Source organism: Actinokineospora cianjurensis, from assembly GCF_003663795.1.
In the GTDB taxonomy this organism is placed as follows: Bacteria; Actinomycetota; Actinomycetes; order Mycobacteriales; family Pseudonocardiaceae; genus Actinokineospora; species Actinokineospora terrae.
In genome coordinates, this window is sequence record NZ_RCDD01000001.1 from 1,989,480 (window position 1) to 2,010,478 (window position 20,999).

Annotated in this window: 3 protein-coding genes (1 of these 3 only partly in view); all 3 read left to right on the forward strand. The window is 70.9% G+C overall.

All coding sequences use genetic code 11. The features are described from left to right. Tightly spaced (each overlapping or abutting the next), the 3 genes in view from CLV68_RS09195 to CLV68_RS09245 form a layout consistent with a single transcriptional unit that may run on beyond the window. Positions 1 to 4,635, forward strand: the 3' portion of a protein-coding gene (locus tag CLV68_RS09195) for a type I polyketide synthase (protein WP_121389964.1). 5,400 nt of this gene lie to the left of the window's left edge; the window shows 4,635 of its 10,035 coding nt (coding positions 5,401-10,035); its start codon lies beyond the left edge, outside the window; its stop codon occupies positions 4,633 to 4,635. Beyond that, a complete protein-coding gene (locus tag CLV68_RS35000; RefSeq protein ID WP_246009734.1) occupies positions 4,635 to 20,099 on the forward strand; it encodes a type I polyketide synthase in 15,465 nt (5,154 codons plus the stop codon). Before CLV68_RS09195 ends, CLV68_RS35000 begins: the two co-directional genes overlap by 1 nt. Then, complete coding sequence (locus CLV68_RS09245; protein WP_121389965.1) at positions 20,096 to 20,989, forward strand: ABC transporter ATP-binding protein; 894 nt, start codon at positions 20,096 to 20,098, stop codon at positions 20,987 to 20,989. The genes CLV68_RS35000 and CLV68_RS09245 overlap by 4 nt, the downstream gene beginning before the upstream one ends. Positions 20,990 to 20,999: the final 10 nt, after the last annotated feature.

The window sequence follows — 20,999 nt, forward strand, 5'->3', positions numbered from 1 at the left end:
ACCATGCCCATCCTGCCTGAGGGCGTAGAGGGCTACCTGGGCACGGGGACTTCGGGCAGCGTCTTGGCCGGGCGGGTGTCCTACACGTTCGGGCTGGAAGGCCCGGCGATGACCGTTGACACTGCCTGCTCCAGCAGCCTTGTAGCGCTGCACCTGGCCGCGCAGGCTTTGCGGTCCGGTGAGTGCGACATGGCGCTCGCCGGTGGCGTGACAGTGCTGTCGACGCCCGCGGTGTTCATCGACTTCAGCCGCCAGCGCGGGTTGGCCTTCGACGGCAGGTGCAAGTCGTTCGCGGCGTCCGCCGACGGCACCGGGTGGTCCGAGGGCATCGGGTTGCTGCTGGTCGAGCGGCTCTCGGACGCGATCGAGCGCGGGCACCCGGTGCTGGCGGTCGTGCGCGGGTCGGCGGTGAACCAGGACGGCGCGTCGAACGGGCTGACCGCGCCGAACGGGCCGTCGCAGGAGCGGGTCATCCGGCAGGCCGTCGCCAACGCCGGGCTCGAACTGTCCGATGTGGACGCCGTGGAGGCGCACGGCACCGGGACCGTGCTCGGCGACCCGATCGAGGCGCAGGCGTTGCTGGCGACCTACGGGCAGGACCGGGACCGGCCGCTGTGGCTGGGGTCGCTGAAGTCCAACATCGGCCACTCGCAGGCCGCGGCGGGCGTCGGCGGCGTGATCAAGATGGTGCAGGCCCTGCGGCACGGGGTGCTGCCGCCCACCTTGCACGTCGACCAGCCCTCACCGCACGTGGACTGGTCGGCCGGGGCCGTCGAACTGCTGACCGCGCCAGTCGCGTGGGAGAGCGGTGAGCGTCTACGCCGCGCGGCGGTGTCGTCTTTCGGAGTTAGCGGGACCAACGCGCACACGGTCCTAGAGGAGTACCGGGCGCCTCTGGTCGACGGGTCCGCTGCTGCCGTGCCGTGGGTGTTGTCCGGGACCTCGCTAGAGGCAGTGCGCTCGCTCGCGGGCTCGTTGGCGACAGTGGACGAACTGCCCGGTGACGTGGCGTGGACGCTGGCCACAGGTCGGGCGGACTTGGACCACCGCGCTGTAGTGCTGGATCCCGCCGGGTTGAGCGCTGTCGCTGACGGGACCGCGGGGGCGATCACCGGGGTCGCCGGGCGCGGCGGGGTCGCGTTCGTGTTCCCCGGGCAGGGCTCGCAGTGGGCCGGGATGGCCGTGGGGCTCCTGGAGTCGCCCGTGTTCGCGCGGGCGTTCGACGAGTGCGCCGAGGCCCTGGCGCCGTTCGTGGACTGGTCGCTGCGGGACGCGCTCGCGGGCGAGGGCCTGGAGCGGGTCGACGTCGTGCAGCCCGCGCTGTGGGCGGTGAACGTGTCGCTCGCGGCGCTGTGGCGCTCCGCCGGGGTCGAACCGGCCGCCGTCATCGGGCACTCGCAGGGGGAGATCGCCGCCGCCGTGGTCGCGGGGGCGTTGAGCCTGGCGGACGGGGCTCGGGTCGTCGCGCTGCGCAGCAAGGCGATCGCGGAGGAGCTGCGCGGCGGCGGGATGGTGTCGCTCGCGGTGTCCATGGCCGGTGCCGCCGAGCTGATCGCGGGGCAGCCACTGTCGGTTGCTGCCGTCAACGGCCCGTTGTCCACCGTGGTCTCGGGTGACGCGGACGCGCTAGAAAAGCTGCTGACTACCTGCGAGGAGCGGGGACTGCGCGCGCGCCGTATCCCAGTGGACTACGCCTCGCACTCGGCTCACGTCGAACTCATCGAACAGCGACTGCTGCGGGATCTAGCGCCGGTGTCGCCCCGGGTTGGTGAGTTGCCGTTCTATTCGGCCGTCACCGGTGACCGGATCACGACCGACCGGATGGACGCGCGCTACTGGTACGACAACCTGCGCGAGACAGTGCGGTTCGAGGACGCCACCCGCGCGCTGCTGCGGGACGGCAACAACCTCTTCGTCGAAGTGAGCGCCCACCCTGTCCTGGTCACCGGGCTGCAAGAGACCCTCGATGGGCGCTCTGGGGCCGTGCTGGGCACGTTGCGGCGCGAAGAGGGTGGCCTAGAGCGGTGGTGGGCCGCGCTGGCCGAGGCGTACGTCGTGGGTGTTCCGGTCGACTGGGCGTCGGTCTTGCCGCGTGGGCGGTTCGTCGAACTGCCGACCTACCCGTTCCAGCGCACCCGGTTCTGGCCGGATCCCGTTCAGGTACCTGGTGATGTCACCGCTGTCGGGCTCGGTCTAGCCGGACACCCGCTCTTGGGGGCGTCCGTGCCGGTGGCCGGAACGGACGATGTCGTGTTCACCGGGCGCCTGTCGACGGCGACCCACCCGTGGTTGGCCGATCACGCCGTGCTGGGAACCGTGTTGCTGCCGGGGTCCGCTTTCATCGAGTTGGCGCTGCATGCCGGGGCACAGGTAGGCATGCCTGCGGTAGGAGAGCTGACCATCGAGGCGCCGCTGACCGTGGGCGACGAGGGCGTCTCGGTGCAGGTAGTCGTATCCGGCGCCGCTGTGGCCGTGTACTCGCGGTCGGGGGAGACCTGGGTCCGGCACGCCGCTGGGACGTTGACAGCGGAAACGGCCGCAGGCACTCGGTTGGACGTCTGGCCACCGTCAGCCACACCAGTGCCGTTGGGCGACTTCTACGCGGCCGCGGCCGAGGCGGGGTACGGCTACGGACCCGTGTTCCAGGGGCTGCAAGCGTTGTGGCAGGGCGACGGAGAGGTCTACGCGGAGATCGCCGGGCCCGCCGGTGACGGTTTCGGCCTGCACCCGGCCCTGCTCGACGCCGCCCTGCACGGGATCGGCGCGCTGCGGGACGACGACGGGGTGCGCCTGCCGTTCGCCTGGACCGGGGTGGCACTGCACGCCGCCGGGGCGTCGACGCTGCGGGTCCGGCTCAGCGGCGGCGACTCCGTGCGGGTGGACATCGCGGACGGCACGGGTGCCCCGGTGGCCACTGTGGACGGTCTGGTGCTCCGCCCGCTCACCGCCGACCAGCTGGAAGCCCGGCCATCGGACCTGCTCTACGCGGTCGACTGGGTCCCCGCCGCGCCCGGACCGGTACCCGCGTCGTGGGCCGTGGTCGGGCCGGACCCCGATGGCGCCGCGGAGCACCTCGCGGGGGTCGTGCCCGCCGTCGACTGGCACCCCGACCTCGCCGCGCTGGTGGAAGCCCTGGACGCCGGGATGCCGGTGCCGGAGGTCGTGGTGGTGACCGCGACCGGCGTCGGTGACCTCCTGGGCGCTGTGCAGGCGTTCCTCGGTGCCGAGCGGCTGCAGGACACCAAGGCCGTGGTGCTCGGGTCGGGTGCGCAGCGCGGGCTGGTCCGGTCCGCCGCCGCCGAGCACCCGGGCCGGTTCATGCTGGTCGATGGGGTGGACGGCCTCGCGGCGCTGCCCGACGAGCCCGAGGTGTCGCTGCGGTCGGGCGCGGCGTTCGTGCCCCGGCTGGTGCGGGCGCAGGGTGCCGCGCGGGTGCTCGGCGGCACGGTGTTGATCACCGGCGGGACCGGCGGGCTCGGCGCGCTGCTGGCCGGGCACCTCGCCGAGCGGCACCGGGTCGAGCGGCTGCTGCTGGTGAGCAGGCGTGGCCTGGACGCTCCCGGAGCGGCTGAGTTGGTGGCCGAGTTGGACGTGCCGGTCGAGGTCATCGCCTGTGACGCGGCGGATCGGGACGCTCTTGCCGAAGCGCTGCGGGGGCGCACGGTTGACGTCGTAGTGCACGCGGCTGGTGTGCTTGACGATGGTGTGATCGCGTCGCTGACGCCGGAGCGGGTCGCCGCGGTGATGCGACCGAAGGCCGACGCGGCCGCGAACCTGGACGAGTTGCTCGGCGACGCGGAGTTCGTGTTCTTCTCCTCGGGCGCCGCCACATTCGGTACGCCCGGCCAGGCCAACTACGCGGCCGCGAACTCTTACCTGGACGACCTAGCGGCTCGTCGCCGTGAACGCGGACAGGCAGCGGTATCCATCGCATGGGGCCTGTGGGCGCGCGAGACGGGTATGACCTCCGGCGCTGATCGATCCGGGCCAGCGCTCTCGGACACCGAGGGACTCGCGCTGTTCGACGTCGCTCTCGGCGCCGACCGGGCGCATGTCGTCGCCGCACGTATAGACCTACCGGGCTTGCGCGCACGTGGTCACGTACCGCCGCTGCTGCGTGGCTTGGTGCCTACTGTCGCCCGCCGGGAACAAGACTTGACCACGCGGCTTGCGGGCAAGGGCGCGGCGGAGCAAGGCGAGATTCTGCTGGGTCTTGTCCGCGACCACGCCGCTGCCGTGCTCGGACACGCCACCGGTGACGCTGTCTCGCCGGATCGCGGGTTCACCGAGATGGGCTTCAGCTCCCTGACGGCGATCGAGCTGCGCAACCACCTCGCCTCGGTCACCGAACTACGGTTGCCGACGACCCTGATCTTCGACTACCCGACCCCGGCGAAACTCGCGGACTACCTGCTCGACCGCGTGGGCGTCACGGAGACGTCGCCGCTGCTCACGCGCCTCGACCACGTCGAGGCGGACCTGGCGAGCGCGGACGACGACGTCCGGGCCAGGGCCGTGGCCCGCCTGCACGCCCTGGTCGCCCGCTACGACGCGGTGCCCGCGGTGGCGTCGTCGCTCGCGGAGGCGTCCGACGACGAGATGTTCGCCTTCATCGACAACGAGCTGGGGGCGTGATGACCTCCGCCGGGGGCACGGAGGCCAAGCTCCGCGACTACCTCAAACGGGTCACGACCGACCTCGCGCACACCCGGCAGCGGCTGAACCAGGTCGAGCGCGAGCCGATCGCCGTCGTCGGCATGGCCTGCCGGTACCCGGGCGGGGTCGACAGCCCGGACGCGTTGTGGGCGTTGGTGCGCGACGGGGTCGACGCCATCGGTGGCTTCCCGGCGGACCGCGGCTGGGACCTGACGCCGTTCGAACAGTCCACGGTGGCGTTCACGCGCGAAGGTGGCTTCCTTGAAGGCGTCGCCGACTTCGACCCGTCGCTGTTCGGGATCTCACCGAACGAGGCGCTCGGCATGGACCCGCAGCAGCGGCTCGTGCTGGAAACGTCGTGGGAGGCGATCGAGCGGGCCGGTGTCGACCCGCTGTCGTTGCGCGGCAGCCGGACCGGCGTGTTCACCGGCGTCATGTACCACGAGTACTCGGCGCGGGCCCTGGATATCCCGCCGGGCGTGGAGGGGTTCCTCGGCACCGGTAGCGCGGGCAGCGTCGTCTCCGGTCGCGTCGCCTACGCACTCGGCCTTGAAGGGCCAGCGGTCAGCGTCGACACCGCGTGCTCCAGCAGCCTGGTCGCGATGCACCTCGCCGCGCAGGCCCTGCGCAACGGGGAATGCTCGCTTGCCTTGGCAGGCGGGGTGTCCGTGATGGTCACCCCCAACACGTTCGTCGACTTCGGTATGTCCGGTGGCCTTGCCTCCGACGGGCGGTGCAAGTCGTTCTCCGCCTCCGCTGACGGCGCGGGCTGGGCTGAGGGCGTTGGCGTGCTGTTGCTTGCTCGGCTCTCTGACGCCGAACGAGACGGGCTCCCCGTACTGGCTGTCTTACGCGGCAGCGCCGTCAACTCCGATGGCGCCTCTAGCGGTCTCACGGTCCCCAACGGTCCGTCCCAGCAGCGGGTCATCAGGGCTGCCTTGGCCAATGCGCGTCTGAACACCGCCGACATCGACGCGGTGGAGGCCCACGGAACCGGGACCTCGCTCGGTGACCCGATCGAGGCCCAGGCCGTACTCGCCACCTACGGCCAGGATCGCGCTGAGCCGTTGTGGCTGGGGTCGCTGAAGTCCAACATCGGCCACGCCCAGTCCGCCGCCGGGGTCGCAGGCGTGATCAAGATGGTCATGGCCCTGCGCCACGACCTGCTCCCGCGCACACTGCACGCCGACACCGCCACCCCGCACGTCGACTGGGCCGCGGGCAACGTCCAACTCCTCACCGAGCCCCGGCCGTGGCCGCGTGGCGACGATCCGCGCCGGGCCGGTATCTCCTCGTTCGGGGTCAGCGGCACCAACGCCCACGTGATCATCGAGGAGTACAGGCCCGAGCCCGCCGAGCGGCCGGAAGGGACTGTCCCGGCGGTCCTGCCGTGGGTGATCTCGGGCAAGACCGCTGAAGCGCTGCGCGGCCAGGCTGGTCGCCTTCTCGACCACGTGCAGGCAGCGCAACCGGTCGACATCGCGCGTTCGCTCGTCCAGTCGCGAGCGGTGCTAGACCACCGTGCCGTCGTGCTGGGCGGATCGGCGGAGGAGTTCACGAAGGGACTCGCGGGGCTCGCCGAGGGCCGCGAGGTCCCGGGTGTCGTGGTCCGGACCGGGGACATCGGCCAGGGCGGCGTCGTGTTCGTGTTCCCCGGGCAGGGGGCGCAGTGGCCGGGGATGGTCGCGTCGCTGCTGGAGACCGAGCCGGTGTTCGCGGCCAGGATCGAGGAGTGCGCCGCCGCGCTCGCGCCGCACGTCGACTGGTCGCTGCTGGACGTGCTGCGCGGCGGCGGCGACCTCGCGCGGGTCGATCTGGTCCAGCCCGTGCTGTGGGCCGTGATGGTGTCGCTGGCCGAGCTGTGGCGGTCGGCCGGGGTCGTGCCCGCTGCCGTTGTCGGGCACTCGCAGGGCGAGATCGCGGCGGCCGTCGTGGCGGGCGGTCTCTCGCTCGCGGACGGCGCGCGGGTGGTCGCGCTGCGCAGCAAGGCGATCGCCGCCGGGCTCAGCGGCGGCGGCATGGTGTCTCTAGCGCTACCGGAGTCGGAGGCCGCTGAACTCGCTGCTCGCTGGCCTGGCGTCAGCGTTGCGGCTGTGAACGGCCCATCGTCCACTGTGGTATCGGGCGATGCGGTGGCGCTAGATGAGCTGGTAGAGCACTGCACGGCCGCTGACATCCGAGCAAGACGCGTCCCCGTGGACTACGCGTCGCACTCACCTCACGTCGACTCGCTCCGCGAACGCCTGATCGCGGACCTGGCCCCGATCCGGCCGCACACCGGCAGCATCCCGTTCCACTCCGCCGTGACCGCCGCCCGCGTCGACACAGCCACCCTCGATGCCACCTACTGGTTCACCAATCTGCGTGAACCGGTCCGGTTCGAGGCGGCCGTAAGAGGGCTGCTTGAGTCCGGCCGCTCCCTGTTCGTCGAGGTCAGCCCGCACCCGGTGCTCACCTACGGCCTGAACGAGACGGTCGCGGACTCCGGAACGTCGGCCGCTGTGCTCGCGACCCTCCGCCGCACCGAAGGCGATACCCGCCGTTGGCTCACCGCCCTGGCTGAGGCCCACGTCCATGGCGTCACGGTCGACTGGGCAGCCCTCACCCAGCCCTGGGGCGGTGCCCGCGTCGACCTGCCCACCTACGCGTTCCAGCGCAAGCGGTACTGGCTCAACACCCTCCACACCACCACGATCCCCGCCTCCGAGAGTTGGCGCTACCAACTCGCATGGCAGCCCGTCGCCCTTAACGCCGTTAAGGGCGACGCCCCCTGGGCCGTGGTCACCAGAGGCGATCACCCTCTAGCCGCCGCCATCGCTGAGCACCTCGGTGCCACCGTCGTTGACATCGAGGCGGTGGACACTCTTGTCCAGTCTCGGCCTGGCGGCGTGCTGTCGCTCTTGGCACTAGAGGAGCAGGCGACAGCCGAGTACCCGGCGGTGCCGCAGGGCTTCGCGGACACGATCACGCTGATCCACGCCTTGCACGCGGCCAAGCTCCAAGTGCCGCTGTGGTGCGCGACGGTCGACGTGGCGGCCAACCCGGTGCAGGCACTGGTGGTCGGCCTGGGGCGGGTCGCGGCGCACGAGTACCCGTGGTGGGGCGGACTGGTCGAGCTCCCGGCCGAGGTCGACGACCAGGTGCTGGACGGCCTGACGGCAGCGCTGGGGCAGCGGGACGAGGACCAGCTGCGCATCCGCCCCGACGGCGTCCACGCGGCCCGCCTGCGGCGCGCGGCCCAGCCTTCCCAGCGGCGCCCGTGGTCACCGTCCGGCACGGCCCTGATCACCGGCGGCACCGGGGCGATCGGCACCCACGTCGCGCGGATGCTCGCCCGTGGCGGCGCCGAGCACCTGCTGCTGCTGAGCCGCCGCGGCCCCGCCGCACCCGGGGCGGCCGACCTGGTGGCCGAGCTGGAAGACCTCGGCGCGCGGGTGACCGTGCTGGCGTGCGACCCGGCGGACCGGGAAGCGCTGGCGGCCGTCATCGCCGAACACCCGCCGACCTCGGTGTTCCACGCCGCAGGAGTGGTCGACTCCAGCATCCTCGACTCACTCACCCTCGACCGGGTCGACACCGCGCTGCGCGCCAAGGTCACCGCGGCGGTCAACCTGCACGAGCTGACCACCAACCTCGACGCGTTCGTCCTGTTCTCATCTCTAGCCGGTGTCTTCGGCGCGGCAGGAGAGGGCAACTACGGCCCAGGCAACGCCTTCCTCGACGCCTTCGCCCACCATCGCCGCGCGCTGGGACTCCCCGCGACCGCTATCGCGTGGGGATCCTGGGATGGCGCGGGAATGGCCGAGGGCGCTATCGGCGACGCCATGGCCCGCCACGGTGTTCCCCGCATGGCACCAGACCTGGCCCTTGACGCACTGCGTGCCGCTATCGACAACGACGACACCGCTATCGCCGTCGCAGACATCCGCTGGGACACCTTCGGCTGGTTCTTCACCGCGACCCGCCCCAGCCACCTCCTCGACGACCTCACCGGTGCCACAGAAGCCGGAGAGGCCGAGCCGGACGAGGACCAACCGCTGGCCGACCGGCTCGCGCGTGTGTCTGCCGCCGAACGCAACCGCACCCTGCTGGCCCTGGTTCGCGAACAGGTGTCCCTGGTGCTGGGCTACGACTCGGGCAACGCCGTCGAACCGAACCGTGCCTTCGGTGACCTGGGACTGGCGTCGGCGGGCGCGGTGGAGCTGCGCAACCGGATCACCCTCGCCACCGGGCTGCGCGTGCCCGCCACGCTGGTGTTCGACCACCCGACCCCGGCCGCGCTCGCCCGCTTCCTCAGCGCCGAGATCACCACCGCGCCTGCTGAACCCGCCACCCCACAGGTCACGGCCGCTGCGCCACTCGTGGACGACCCGATCGTGATCGTCGGCATGAGCTGCCGGTTCCCCGGTGGGGTGCGCTCACCCGAGGACCTGTGGGACTTGGTGGTCAACGGGGTCGACGCCATGGCGCCCTTTCCTGACGACCGTGGCTGGGATCTAGCCGCGCTTTACCACCCGGATCCGGACAACCCCGGCACCACCTACGCCCGCGAGGGTGGTTTCGTCGATGACGCCACCGCGTTCGACGCGGGCCTGTTCGGGATCTCCCCGCGTGAAGCGTTCGCGATGGATCCCCAGCAGCGGCTATTGCTAGAGGCCACGTGGGAACTATTCGAGCGGGCGGGCATCGACCCGCTGTCGCTGCGCGGATCCCGGACCGCTGTCTATGCGGGAACCGGTGGCCAGGACTACATGAGTTTCCTGACCGCGTCCGCGTCTGGCAGTGAGGGCTACCTCGCCACGGGCGGCTCGCCGAGCGTTGTCTCCGGTCGTGTCGCCTACACGTTCGGCCTCGAAGGCCCTGCTCTTACCGTCGATACGGCCTGTTCCAGCAGCTTGGTCGCCTTGCACCTGGCAGCGCACGCTCTGGGGCGCGGTGAATGTGATCTCGCTGTGGTGGGCGGGGTGACGGTGTTGTCCGGCCCTGGCATCTTCACCGAGTTCAGTCGCCAGCGCGGGATGTCGACCACGAGCCGGTGCCGCTCGTTCGCGGCCTCCGCCGATGGCGCTGGCTGGGGCGAAGGCGTCGGGGTCCTCCTGGTCGAACGCCTCTCCGACGCCCGACGCAACGGGCACGATGTCCTCGCCGTGGTCCGAGGCACCGCCATCAACTCCGATGGCGCCTCCAACGGCCTGACCGCGCCCAACGGTCCCGCTCAGCAGCGCGTCATTCGCGCCGCGCTCGACTCCGCCGCGCTGACCCCGGTCGACATCGATGCCGTTGAGGCTCATGGCACCGGTACGGCGCTAGGGGATCCGATCGAGGCTCAGGCGCTGCTCTCCATTTATGGGCAGAACCGCGAAGAGCCGCTGTGGCTCGGCTCGGTGAAGTCCAACATCGGTCACACCCAGGCCGCTGCGGGCGTCGCAGGCGTCATCAAGGCCGTCATGGCCCTGCACCACGGTGTCCTGCCCGCGACGCTGCACGTCGACGCCCCCACACCGCACGTCGACTGGACCGCCGGAGCCGTCTCGCTCCTCACTGACCAACGCCCCTGGCCCGTCGTGTCCAGGCCACGCCGGATGGCTGTTTCCTCGTTCGGCATCAGCGGCACCAACGCCCACACGATCCTGGAACAGGCACCGCTACCGGAACCGTTGGCACCCGCACCGACCAGCCCGACTCTGCCGCTGCCGATGTTGTACTCGGGAGACACCGCAGCCGCGTTGGAGCGGCAGATCACTGCGGTGTCTCTTGTGGACGAATCTGAGGCGGACGTCGCGTGGTCGCTAGCGGCAACGCGGGCGGATCTCAGCCATCGCGCCGTCCTGGTGGGTGGTAAGCGCGTCCAAGATGTGGTCGCGCATGGCGAACTGGCATTCCTCTTCACCGGCCAAGGCTCGCAGCGCGCGGGAATGGGCGCTGAGCTGTACGCGGCTTTCCCGGTGTTCGCGGATGCCTTTGACGCCGTGGCTGAGCGAGTCGACCTGGATCGCCCGCTGCTAGAGGCGCTCGGCGACGAGAGCATCAACCAGACCGTCTACACGCAGACGGGCCTCTTCGCGTTGCAGGTCGCCTTGTTCCGGCTCGTCGAATCCTGGGGCATCGTGCCTGACGTGCTGGTCGGCCACTCCATCGGAGAACTGGCTGCCGCACACGTTGCCGGGGTCTTGTCACTGGATGACGCCTGCGCGCTGGTGTCCGCGCGCGGACGGCTGATGCAGGCGTTGCCCGAAGGCGGGGCGATGCTGGCGGTCGAGGCCGCCGAATCCGACCTGGACCTCGGCGCGGGCGTCGACCTTGCGGCTGTGAACGGCCCGCGCTCGGTGGTGGTGTCAGGAGACGCGGCCGCTGTGGGCGAGCACGCGGCTAGATGGAGCGAAGAGGGCCGCAGGGTCAAGCGGCTCACGGTGTCCCATGCGTTCCACTCCCACCGCATGGAACCGATGCTGGAGGACTTCGCGCGCGTCGCCGAAGGTTTGACCTACCTGCCTCCGCAGATCCCGGTTGTCACTACCGCCCCAGGAGCGGTCGATAGCGCTGACTACTGGGTCCGTCAGGTTCGCGAACCCGTCCGCTTCGCCGACGCGGTCGGATCCCTCTCCGGGGTCACCACCGCGCTCGAACTCGGTCCCGACGGCGTGCTCAGCGCCCTGGCCCAGCAGATCGCCGCCGAAGTGGTAGCCGTCCCTGCCCTGCGCCCCAACCAGGATGAGCCCACCACGCTTGTCGCCGCTCTTGCCCGTCTGCACTCCCGTGGTGCTCACGTGGACTGGCAGGCATACCTGAGGCCCTGGGGCGCACGCCGCGTCTCGCTGCCGACCTACCCCTTCGAACGCGACCGCTACTGGCCCGACCCCGCGCCGGAACCGTGGTTCTACCGAGTCGAGTGGCAGGAGTTGTCGACCGCGCCGAGCCGCCTGTCCGGCCGTTGGCTCGTCGTCGGCTCCGAGGAGATCGCCTCTACCCTGCGGCAGGCCGGGGCCGCCCTCGCCGAAGACGGCCAGGACGGCCTGGCAGGCGTCGTCGTCGTTGTGGAATCGGCCGCTGACGTCCTCGCTGCGGCCCGCTTCGACGCCCCGGTGTGGTGCGTGACGGTTGGCGCCGTCTCGCTCGCTGAGGAGGCTCCTGAGCCCCGGAGCGCCGCTGCCTGGGGGATCGGGCGGGTAGTCGCGCTGGAAGACCCGGCTCGGTGGGGCGGGCTGATCGACGTCACCGACCTGGCGGACCAAGGCGTCGTCGCGGCGCTGCGGTCGGGTGAGGACCAGGTCGCGGTGCGGTCCGGCGGCCTGTTCGGTCGACGGCTGCGTCGGGCCGAGCGCCCCTCCGCGGCGGTGGCGGTTCCCGCGGGCACCGTGCTGGTCACCGGTGGGACGGGTGCGCTGGGTGGCCACGTCGCGCGGTGGCTGCGGTCGCGCGGGGTGACCGATCTTGTGCTGGTCAGCAGGCGCGGACCTGATGCTCCAGGTGCCGCCGAACTGGCAGAGGAAGTCGGCGCGCGGGTCGTGGCATGCGACCTCACCGACCGCACGGCCGTCGCCGAACTCCTCGCCCGGTTCACCGTGTCCGCTGTCGTCCACGCCGCCGGAGTGCTCGACGACGGTCTTGTCGCCGGGTTGACGCCCGACCGCCTGGCTGCGGTGGAGGCGGCGAAGGCAGGTTCAGCGGAACTGCTGGACGAACTCATCCCCGCCGACGCCCTGTTCGTCGCCTTCACCTCCCTCGCGGGTGTCTTGGGTAGCCCCGGGCAGGGCGCTTACGCCGCCGCGAACGCTTACCTCGACGCGCTGGTCGAGCGCCGCAAGCTAAGAGGCCGCCCTGCACTGTCCTTGGCCTGGGGAGCTTGGGCAGGGGAGGGGATGGCCGCCGCGGTGGCTGACCGCCTCGTTCGGACCGGTATGCGTCCGATGCCCGTCGCGCGCGCTCTCAAGGCGCTGTCGGACGCATGGGGACAAGAAGGCTCGCTCGTCGTAGCGGACATTGACTGGGATCTACTCGGTCCGGGTTTTGCCTCCGCCCGTCCAAGCCCGCTGCTCTCGGACCTTGCCCACAGGGCACCGAGTCCACAGCTGCCCGCGGAGCCGTCCCGACGCGCACGCGGAGACCTGGCCGCGGTGGTAGTCGAGCTGGCCGCGTCCGTGCTCGGGCACGCGGACACCACCGCGATCGAGACTGGCCGCCCGTTCCGCGACCTGGGGTTCGACTCGCTGACCGCGCTCGAACTGCGCAACCTGCTCGCGGCGGAGATCGGTGTGCCGCTGCCCGCGGGCCTCGTCTTCGACCACCCGACCCCCGCCGAACTCGCCAAACACTTGGCGGAGCTGGTCAACCAGCCCGCCGTAGAGGTCGTCGACAGGCAAACCGCGCGCGCAGTGGCCGATCCGATCGCGATCGTGGGGATGAGCTGTCGTTTCCCCGGCGGCGTCGACAGCCCGGAAGCGTTGTGGGACCTGGTGCGCGGCGGTGTCGACGCGATGGTCGACTTCCCCGGCGACCGCGGGTGGGACCTCGACGCCCTCGGCGGATCAGCGGCCAGGGTCGGCGGCTTCCTCGACGACATCGCCGGGTTCGACGCGGGCCTGTTCGGGATCTCCCCACGCGAGGCCCTGGCCATGGACCCCCAGCAACGCCTCTTGCTGGAAGCGTCGTGGGAGGTGTTCGAGCGGGCGGGCATCAACCCGCTTTCCGTCCGTGACAGCGACATCGGCGTGTTCGCGGGCACCAACGGGCAGGACTACGCCACCCTGCTTCTCGGGTCCGACGCCGCCGTCGAAGGGCACCTAGGCACCGGCAACACCGCGAGCGTCTTGTCGGGACGCGTCTCTTACGCGTTCGGTCTCCGTGGTCCCGCCATCACCGTCGACACTGCCTGCTCCAGCAGCCTGGTAGCGCTACACCTCGCCGCTAGGGCGCTACGAGACGGTGAGTGCTCGATGGCGTTGGCCGGAGGCATCACGGTCATGCCGCAACCCAGCACGTTCATCGAGTTCAGCGTTCAAGGCGGGCTTGCCTTCGACGGCCGGTGCAAAGCGTTCGCGGATGGCGCTGACGGGACCGGCTGGGGCGAAGGCGTCGGAGTTCTTCTCCTGACCCGTCTGTCGGACGCCATCGCCAAGGGCTACCGAGTCCTAGCGGTCGTGCGGGGTAGCGCGGTCAACCAGGACGGCGCCTCCAACGGGCTCACAGCCCCTAACGGACCCGCGCAGCAGAGGGTCATCCGCGCAGCACTAGCCGACGCGCAACTCCAGGCAGCGGACATCGACGTCGTTGAAGCACACGGCACAGGTACCGCGCTCGGGGATCCGATCGAGGCCGAGGCGCTGCTCTCCACGTACGGCCGCGACCGGCAGGCCCCACTCTGGCTGGGCTCTGTCAAGTCCAACATCGGGCACACGCAGGCCGCGGCCGGGGTCGCCGGGATCATCAAGATGGTCATGGCGCTGCGCCACCGCGAACTGCCCAAGACCCTGCACGCCGCGCGCCCCACCGCCCACGTGGACTGGTCGGCTGGCTCGGTCACGCTGCTCACCGAGAACCAGCCCTGGCAGTCAGAGGGCCTGCGTCGCGCGGCAGTGTCATCGTTCGGCCTTAGTGGCACCAACGCGCACACCATCATCGAGGAATACCCGGTCGAGGCTCACGGCACCGCGCGAGACGAGAACCAGGACCTGCCGTGGCTGCTGTCGGCCCGTAGTGCTGGAGCGCTGCGTGACCTGGCTGTGCGACTTGGTCAGGTAGAGGCCGACCCGATTGATGTTGCGACAACGCTGGCGAGTGCCCGAGCGGTCCTAGAACACCGGGCCGTGGTCTTCGGTGACCACGTGGCCGGGCTCGCAGCACTGGTTGCCGGAGAGGACTCGCCGCACCTGCTCCGAGGGGTCGTGCGGACTCCGATGGTGCCTGCGGAGCCGATGGCGGACGACTGGGTGGCGCTCGCCCGGGCCCATGTCGAGGGTGTTGACGTCGACTGGCCCACCAAGGCCCGCGAGTGGGGCGGGAACATCATCGACCTCCCCACCTACCCGTTCGACCGCACGCGCTATTGGCCGGACACCACCAGGTCTGTGTTCAGTGTCGATCCCGAAGAGCAGTCCTTCTGGACAGCGGTAGAGCAAGAGGACGCCACCGCTGTTGCCGACACCCTCAGGGTTGACGTCGACACGCTGGCAGACCTCTTGCCCGCGCTGTCCGCTTGGCGCAAGGCGCGCCGGGTTGAGTCCATCGTGGACTCTTGGCTCTACCGCGTCACCTGGCGTCCGGTTGAGTTACCTGCCGCAAAGCTCGGTGGTCGCTGGCTCGTCGTCACCACCGACGACGGCTGCCCCACCGACCTCACCGAGGTGGCCCCGGACGCGACCGTGGCCAGACTGGCCGACGGGCTACCAGCCGGCGACTGGGACGGCGTCCTGTCGCTGCTCCCCGCCCGCGACACGATCACGCTGCTGCGCACCACCGACGCACCGATCTGGGCCGTCACCAGGGGCGCCGTCAGCACCGGCCGGGCCGACGCGCCGCCCGACCCCGAGCAGGGGCTCCTCTGGGGCCTCGGCCGGGTCGCCGCCCTCGAACATCCAGCCCGCTGGGGTGGCCTGATCGACCTCCCCACCACGCTGGACGACCGGGCCCGCACCCGCCTGCGCGCGGTCCTCGCAGGCGCTCTCACCGGCGAGGACCAACTCGCCATCCGCCCGGCAGGCGTCTTCGCGCGACGGCTCACCCGGGTCAGCGTCAGCCACCGGCCGGAGCCGACCATCAGCGGCCGGATTCTCATCACCGGCGGCACCGGCGCGCTCGGTGGGGCCGCCGCCCGGTGGCTCGCCGACCATGGCGCGACCGACTTGCTGCTGGTCAACCGCTCTGGAGCGCAAGCACAAGACCTCGTCGATGATCTCGCTGCTCGTGGGGCAACCGCGAAGGTCATCGCCTGCGATGTGGCCGACCGGGACGCTCTGGCCGCGCTCTTGGCCGAGCATCCCGTCAGCGGCGTGATCCATGCGGCAGGGGTAGCGACCACTGTCCCGTTGGAGTTCACGTCGCCTGACGAGTTCGACGACGCACTCAGCGCCAAGGTTCTCGGCGCGCGTCACCTCGACGAACTCCTGCCCGACGCCGAGTTGTTCGTCCTCTTCTCGTCGATCGCCGGTGTGTGGGGCAGCGGCGGGCAAGCCTCTTACTCCGCCGCGAACGCCTACCTCGACGCGTTGGCCGAGCGTCGTCGCGCCCAGGGCAAGGCAGGAGCCGCACTTGCCTGGGGTCCATGGGCCGGGGCAGGTATGGCCGAGCGGGCTCACGACTACCTGCGCAAACGCGGCATCAACCCACTACGGCCAGATCTCGCTGTCGCAGCATTGGCGCTGGCTGAATCGACCACGGTCGCTGACATTGACTGGGCCAGGTTCGAACCGTCGTTCACGACTGGACGACCTAGCCCCCTGCTGGCCGAGTTCACGACGGTTACCGCTGACATCCCCGTTATCACCGGCATCGACGGTATCCGCGAGCTGGTCTGCCTAGAGGTGGCTGGCGTACTCGGTTACCCCGAGCCGGTGGCCGCGGATGTGCCGTTCACCGACCTGGGCGTCGACTCGTTGACCGCCGTGCAGGTCCGTGACCGGGTCGCGGCCGCGACCGGCGTCCGGTTGCCGTCAACCCTGGTCTTCGACTACCCGACGCCGGACGCCGTCGCCGACGAACTGGTCGTCCGGATCGGCGGCGGCGCCGACACCGACGTCGCCGTACCGGTGGGTGTCGCGGACGACGCCATCGCCATCGTCGCCATGAGCTGCCGCTTCCCGGGCGGGGCGACCTCGCCCGAGGCGTTGTGGGACCTCGTTGCCAACGGGGTGGACGCCCTGTCGCCGTTCCCCGACGACCGGGGCTGGGACCTCTCGGCGGCCGGGGAGATCACCGCCGAAGGCGGGTTCGTCCACGACGCCACGGACTTCGACGCGGAACTCTTCGGCATCTCCCCGCGCGAAGCCGCTGCGATGGACCCACAGCAGCGCCTGCTGTTGGAGTCCACCTGGGAACTCCTAGAGCGCGCGGGCATCGCCCCCGACTCACTGCGTGGCAGCACTACCGGTGTGTTCGTCGGCGCCTCTGCTTCCGGGTACGGCGCAGGCGGGGTGCTCCCGGCAGGCTCAGAGGGCCACGCGATGACCGGAACCTCGAACAGCGTCCTGTCCGGCAGAGTCGCCTACTCGTTCGGCCTGGAAGGTCCAGCGGTCACCGTTGACACTGCCTGTTCCAGCAGCCTCGTCGCACTACATCTCGCCGCACAGGCGCTGCGCTCCGGCGACTGCGCGCTGGCGGTCGCGGGCGGTGTCGCCGTCATGCCGACACCCACGGTCTTCGCCGAGTTCTCCCGCCAAGGTGGCCTCGCCACGTCCGGGCGGTGTCGGTCGTTCGCGGATGGCGCTGACGGCACCGGCTGGGGTGAGGGCGTCGGCTTGCTGCTCGTCGAGCGGCTGTCCGACGCGCGCCGCAACGGACACCAGGTACTGGCCGTGGTCCGCGGCTCGGCCGTGAACTCCGACGGCGCCTCGAACGGCCTGACCGCCCCGAACGGTCCTTCCCAGCAGCGGGTGATCCGGGCCGCGCTCGCGGGTGCCGGGTTGGCGCACTCCGAGGTGGACGCGGTCGAGGCGCACGGCACGGGAACCGCGTTGGGCGACCCGGTCGAGGCACAAGCCCTGCTCGCCACCTACGGCCGGGACCGAGCCGAACCGCTGTGGCTCGGTTCGGTGAAGTCGAACATCGGCCACACCCAGGCCGCCGCGGGTGCCGCCGGGATCATCAAGATGGTCGAGGCGATGCGCCGTGGTGTCCTGCCGGGCACGCTGCACGTCGACGAGCCGTCCAGTCACGTCGACTGGGACTCCGGCGCGGTGCGGCTCCTCAGCTCGCCGCGCCCGTGGCCCGAGGTCACACGCCCACGGCGCGCAGGCGTGTCGTCGTTCGGCATGAGCGGCACCAACGCGCACGTCATCCTCGAAGGCGTCCAGGAGACACCGGTAGCGCTAGAGGACGGCACCGCACCGACAGTCGTGCCGTGGGTGGTGTCCGGTCGATCCGACACCGCACTACGAGCCCAGGCACGGCAACTGCTCGCCGTCGCAGACCACGACCTGGTTGGCGCCTCCCGCGCATTGGCGACTGAGCGCGCCAGGTTGCCCCACCGCGCCGTCGTTCTCGCTGGCGACACTGTGGGACTGCGGCGCGGGCTCACAGCGCTGGCCGAAGGTCGCACGGATGCCGCTGTCGTGCGCGGAACAGCAGGCAAAGGCGGGCTGGCCTACCTGTTCTCCGGCCAAGGCGCGCAATGGGCAGGCATGGGCAAGGGCCTCTATGCCGCCTTCCCCTCTTACGCCGACGCGTTCGACGCGGTCTGCGCCCACCTAGACCTGCCGCTGCACGACATCATCGACACCGAGAACGTCCACGAGGCCACCTACACCCAGACCGGCCTCTTCGCCGTCGAAGTCGCGCTGTTCCGGCTGCTGGAGTCCTGGGGACTCAAGCCGGATGTCCTGGCCGGACACTCTTTCGGCGAACTGGCAGCGGCGCACGTTGCGGGCATCCTGTCGCTTCAAGACGCCTGCATGCTGGTGAGTGCCCGCGCACGGTTGACGCAAGGGCTCCCCGAAGGCGGCGCCATGCTCGCCGTACGCATGACCGAGGCCGAAGTCCTTACGGCTATCCAGGGCCACCAGATCGATATCGCCGCCATCAACGCCCGCGACTCGGTTGTCCTGTCCGGCGACGCTGACGTCATCGACGAACTGGAGGCTCTAGCCCGCTCCAGCGACCGTCAGGTCAAACGCTTGCGGACGGCCCGCGCCTTCCACTCGCACCGCATGGAACCCATGGTGGAGCCATTCGCCGAGGTCGCGCGAAGTGTCGCCTACGGCCCCGCGAAGCTCCCGATCGTGTCGACCCTGACCGGGCAACTCGACACCGGCGACATGTCGACACCGGACTACTGGATCCGCCAGATCCGATCCACCGTCCGCTTCGCCGACGCCATCCGGGCGCTCCGCGACCGCGGTGCGACCAGGTTCCTGGAGATCGGCCCCGACAGCCAGCTGACGGCCCTCGCCGACCAGACCCTCACCCACCCCGGCGACACCCGCCCCGCGACCGCCGTCGCCGCCCAGCGCGCGGGCAAGGACGAAGCCACCTGGCTCATCTCGGCCTTGGCCGCCCTGCACGTCAACGGCCAGGACATCGCCTGGAACCTGGTCCTGCGCGGGTGGGGTGGCCACCGGGTCGACCTGCCCACCTACGCCTTCCAGCGCAAGCGCTACTGGGTCGACGCCGTGGGCGCGCCTGCCGCGACCGAGCAGGCGCCTGCACCCCTGGCCCCCACCTCGACACTCGAACTCGTCCAAGCCGCGACCGCGCGGGTCCTTGGCCACGCGGACCCGGCGGCTGTCGAGGTGGACCGCGAGTTCCTCGAACTGGGCCTGGACTCCCTGACCGCGCTCGACCTGCGCGCGCTCCTCAGGGAGGAGACCGGCGTCGACCTGCCCGCGAGCATCGTGTTCGACCACCCGACCCCGGCCGACCTTGCCCGTCACCTCAAGGGCGAGCCGACCGCGGGCACGTCCGCCGGGCTCTTGGAGGGCCTCTACCGGGAGGCGATGCGGACCGGCCGGGTGTCCGAGTTCCTCAAGTTCCTCGGCGACGCGGCCAAGTTCCGCCCCGCGGCCGACCGCCTCACCGAGGTCACCTCGCCCGCGCGCCGGGTAGCCCTAGCGAGCGGCGACGCACCTGGTCTCCTCTTGTGTTGCAGTGGCCTGACCGCAGGCGGTGGCCCCCACGAGTTCGCGCGACTCGCGGCCGCGCTTCGCGGTAAGCGCGAGGTGGCAGCCATACCGCTGCTCGGCTACGCCCGCGACGACCTCCTTCCGTCCACACAAGAGGTCGCGTTGGACTGGCTGGCGGATGCCGTCCCGACCGACACCCCCGTCTACCTTCTCGGCCACTCCGGTGGCGCCACCCTCGCTCACAGCCTCGCTAGCAGGCTCGCCGCTCTCGGCAGACCCCCGGCCGGGCTGGTCCTTGTCGACATCTACCCCTTGGACCACCCGGTGATGACCGAGTGGTCGGGTGAGCTGTCCGAGGGCGTGTTCGAGCGCCGCGACCAGTACGTGCCCATGGACGACGCCAGGCTCACCGCGATGGCCTGGTACGGGCGGCTGTTCTGGCAGGTGCCCGACCCCGAACCCGCCATCCCCACGCTCCTGGTGCGCGCGACAGAGCCGTTGGGGGAGGCGACCGGTGAGTGGCGCAGCGATTGGCCCGGTTCGTCCACTGTGGACGTCCAGGGCAACCACTTCACCATGATGTCCGAGCACGCCGGATCGACCGCGGCCGCGGTCCACCACTGGATCGCCGCGCTCGTCGGCGAGCAGCCCCACGAAAGGAAGCACCAACGATGACCGAAGTCCTGGCCCGCGCGAGCGGCGTCACCCGGCGCTACGGCGACGTGGTCGCCGTGGACGACCTCAGCGTGGAGATCCCGGCCGGGCAGCTGCTCGGCCTGCTCGGCCCCAACGGCGCGGGCAAGTCCACCCTGATCAACATGTTCGTCGGCCTGCGCAAGCCCACCTCGGGCGCGGTCGAGCTCTTCGGCCACGACCCGCGCGACGTGCGGGCGCGGCGGCGGATGGGGATGACCCCGCAGGAGACCGGCATGCCGGAGACCCTGCAGGCGGGCGAGGTGATCGAGTTCGTCGCCGCGCACTACCCGAACCCGATCTCGCGCAAGGAGCTGCTGGCCCAGTTCCACCTCGAGGACGTCGAGCGCCGCCAGACCGGTGGCCTCTCCGGCGGCGAGAAGCGCAGGCTGGCCATCGCGCTGGCCTTCGTCGGGCGCCCCGACCTGGTGTTCCTCGACGAGCCGACCACCGGGCTCGACGTCGAGGTGCGGCGCGCGCTGTGGGACGGGGTGAAGGCGTACAACGCCGCGGGCGGCACCGCCGTCATCACCAGCCACTACCTCGAGGAGATCGAGGAGCTGGCCCAGCGGGTCATCATCATCGACAACGGCCGCGCGGTCGCCGACGACAGCGTGGACGCGCTGCGCCGGATCAGCGGCCTGCGCAAGGTCACCATCCGCGCGCTCGAGGTGCCCGCGCTTCCCGGTGTCGTCGGCGTCGAGCAGGCCGGTGACGTGGTCAGCCTCATCACCGCCGACTCCGACCAGCTGGTGCGCGACCTCGTCGCCTCCGGTGCCCCGTTCGCCGACCTGGAGGTCAGCTCGGGCTCGCTGGAGGACGCCTTCCTCGCCTACACCACCAAAGCCCCGACCGCGGCCCCCACGGCCTAGGAGACCACCC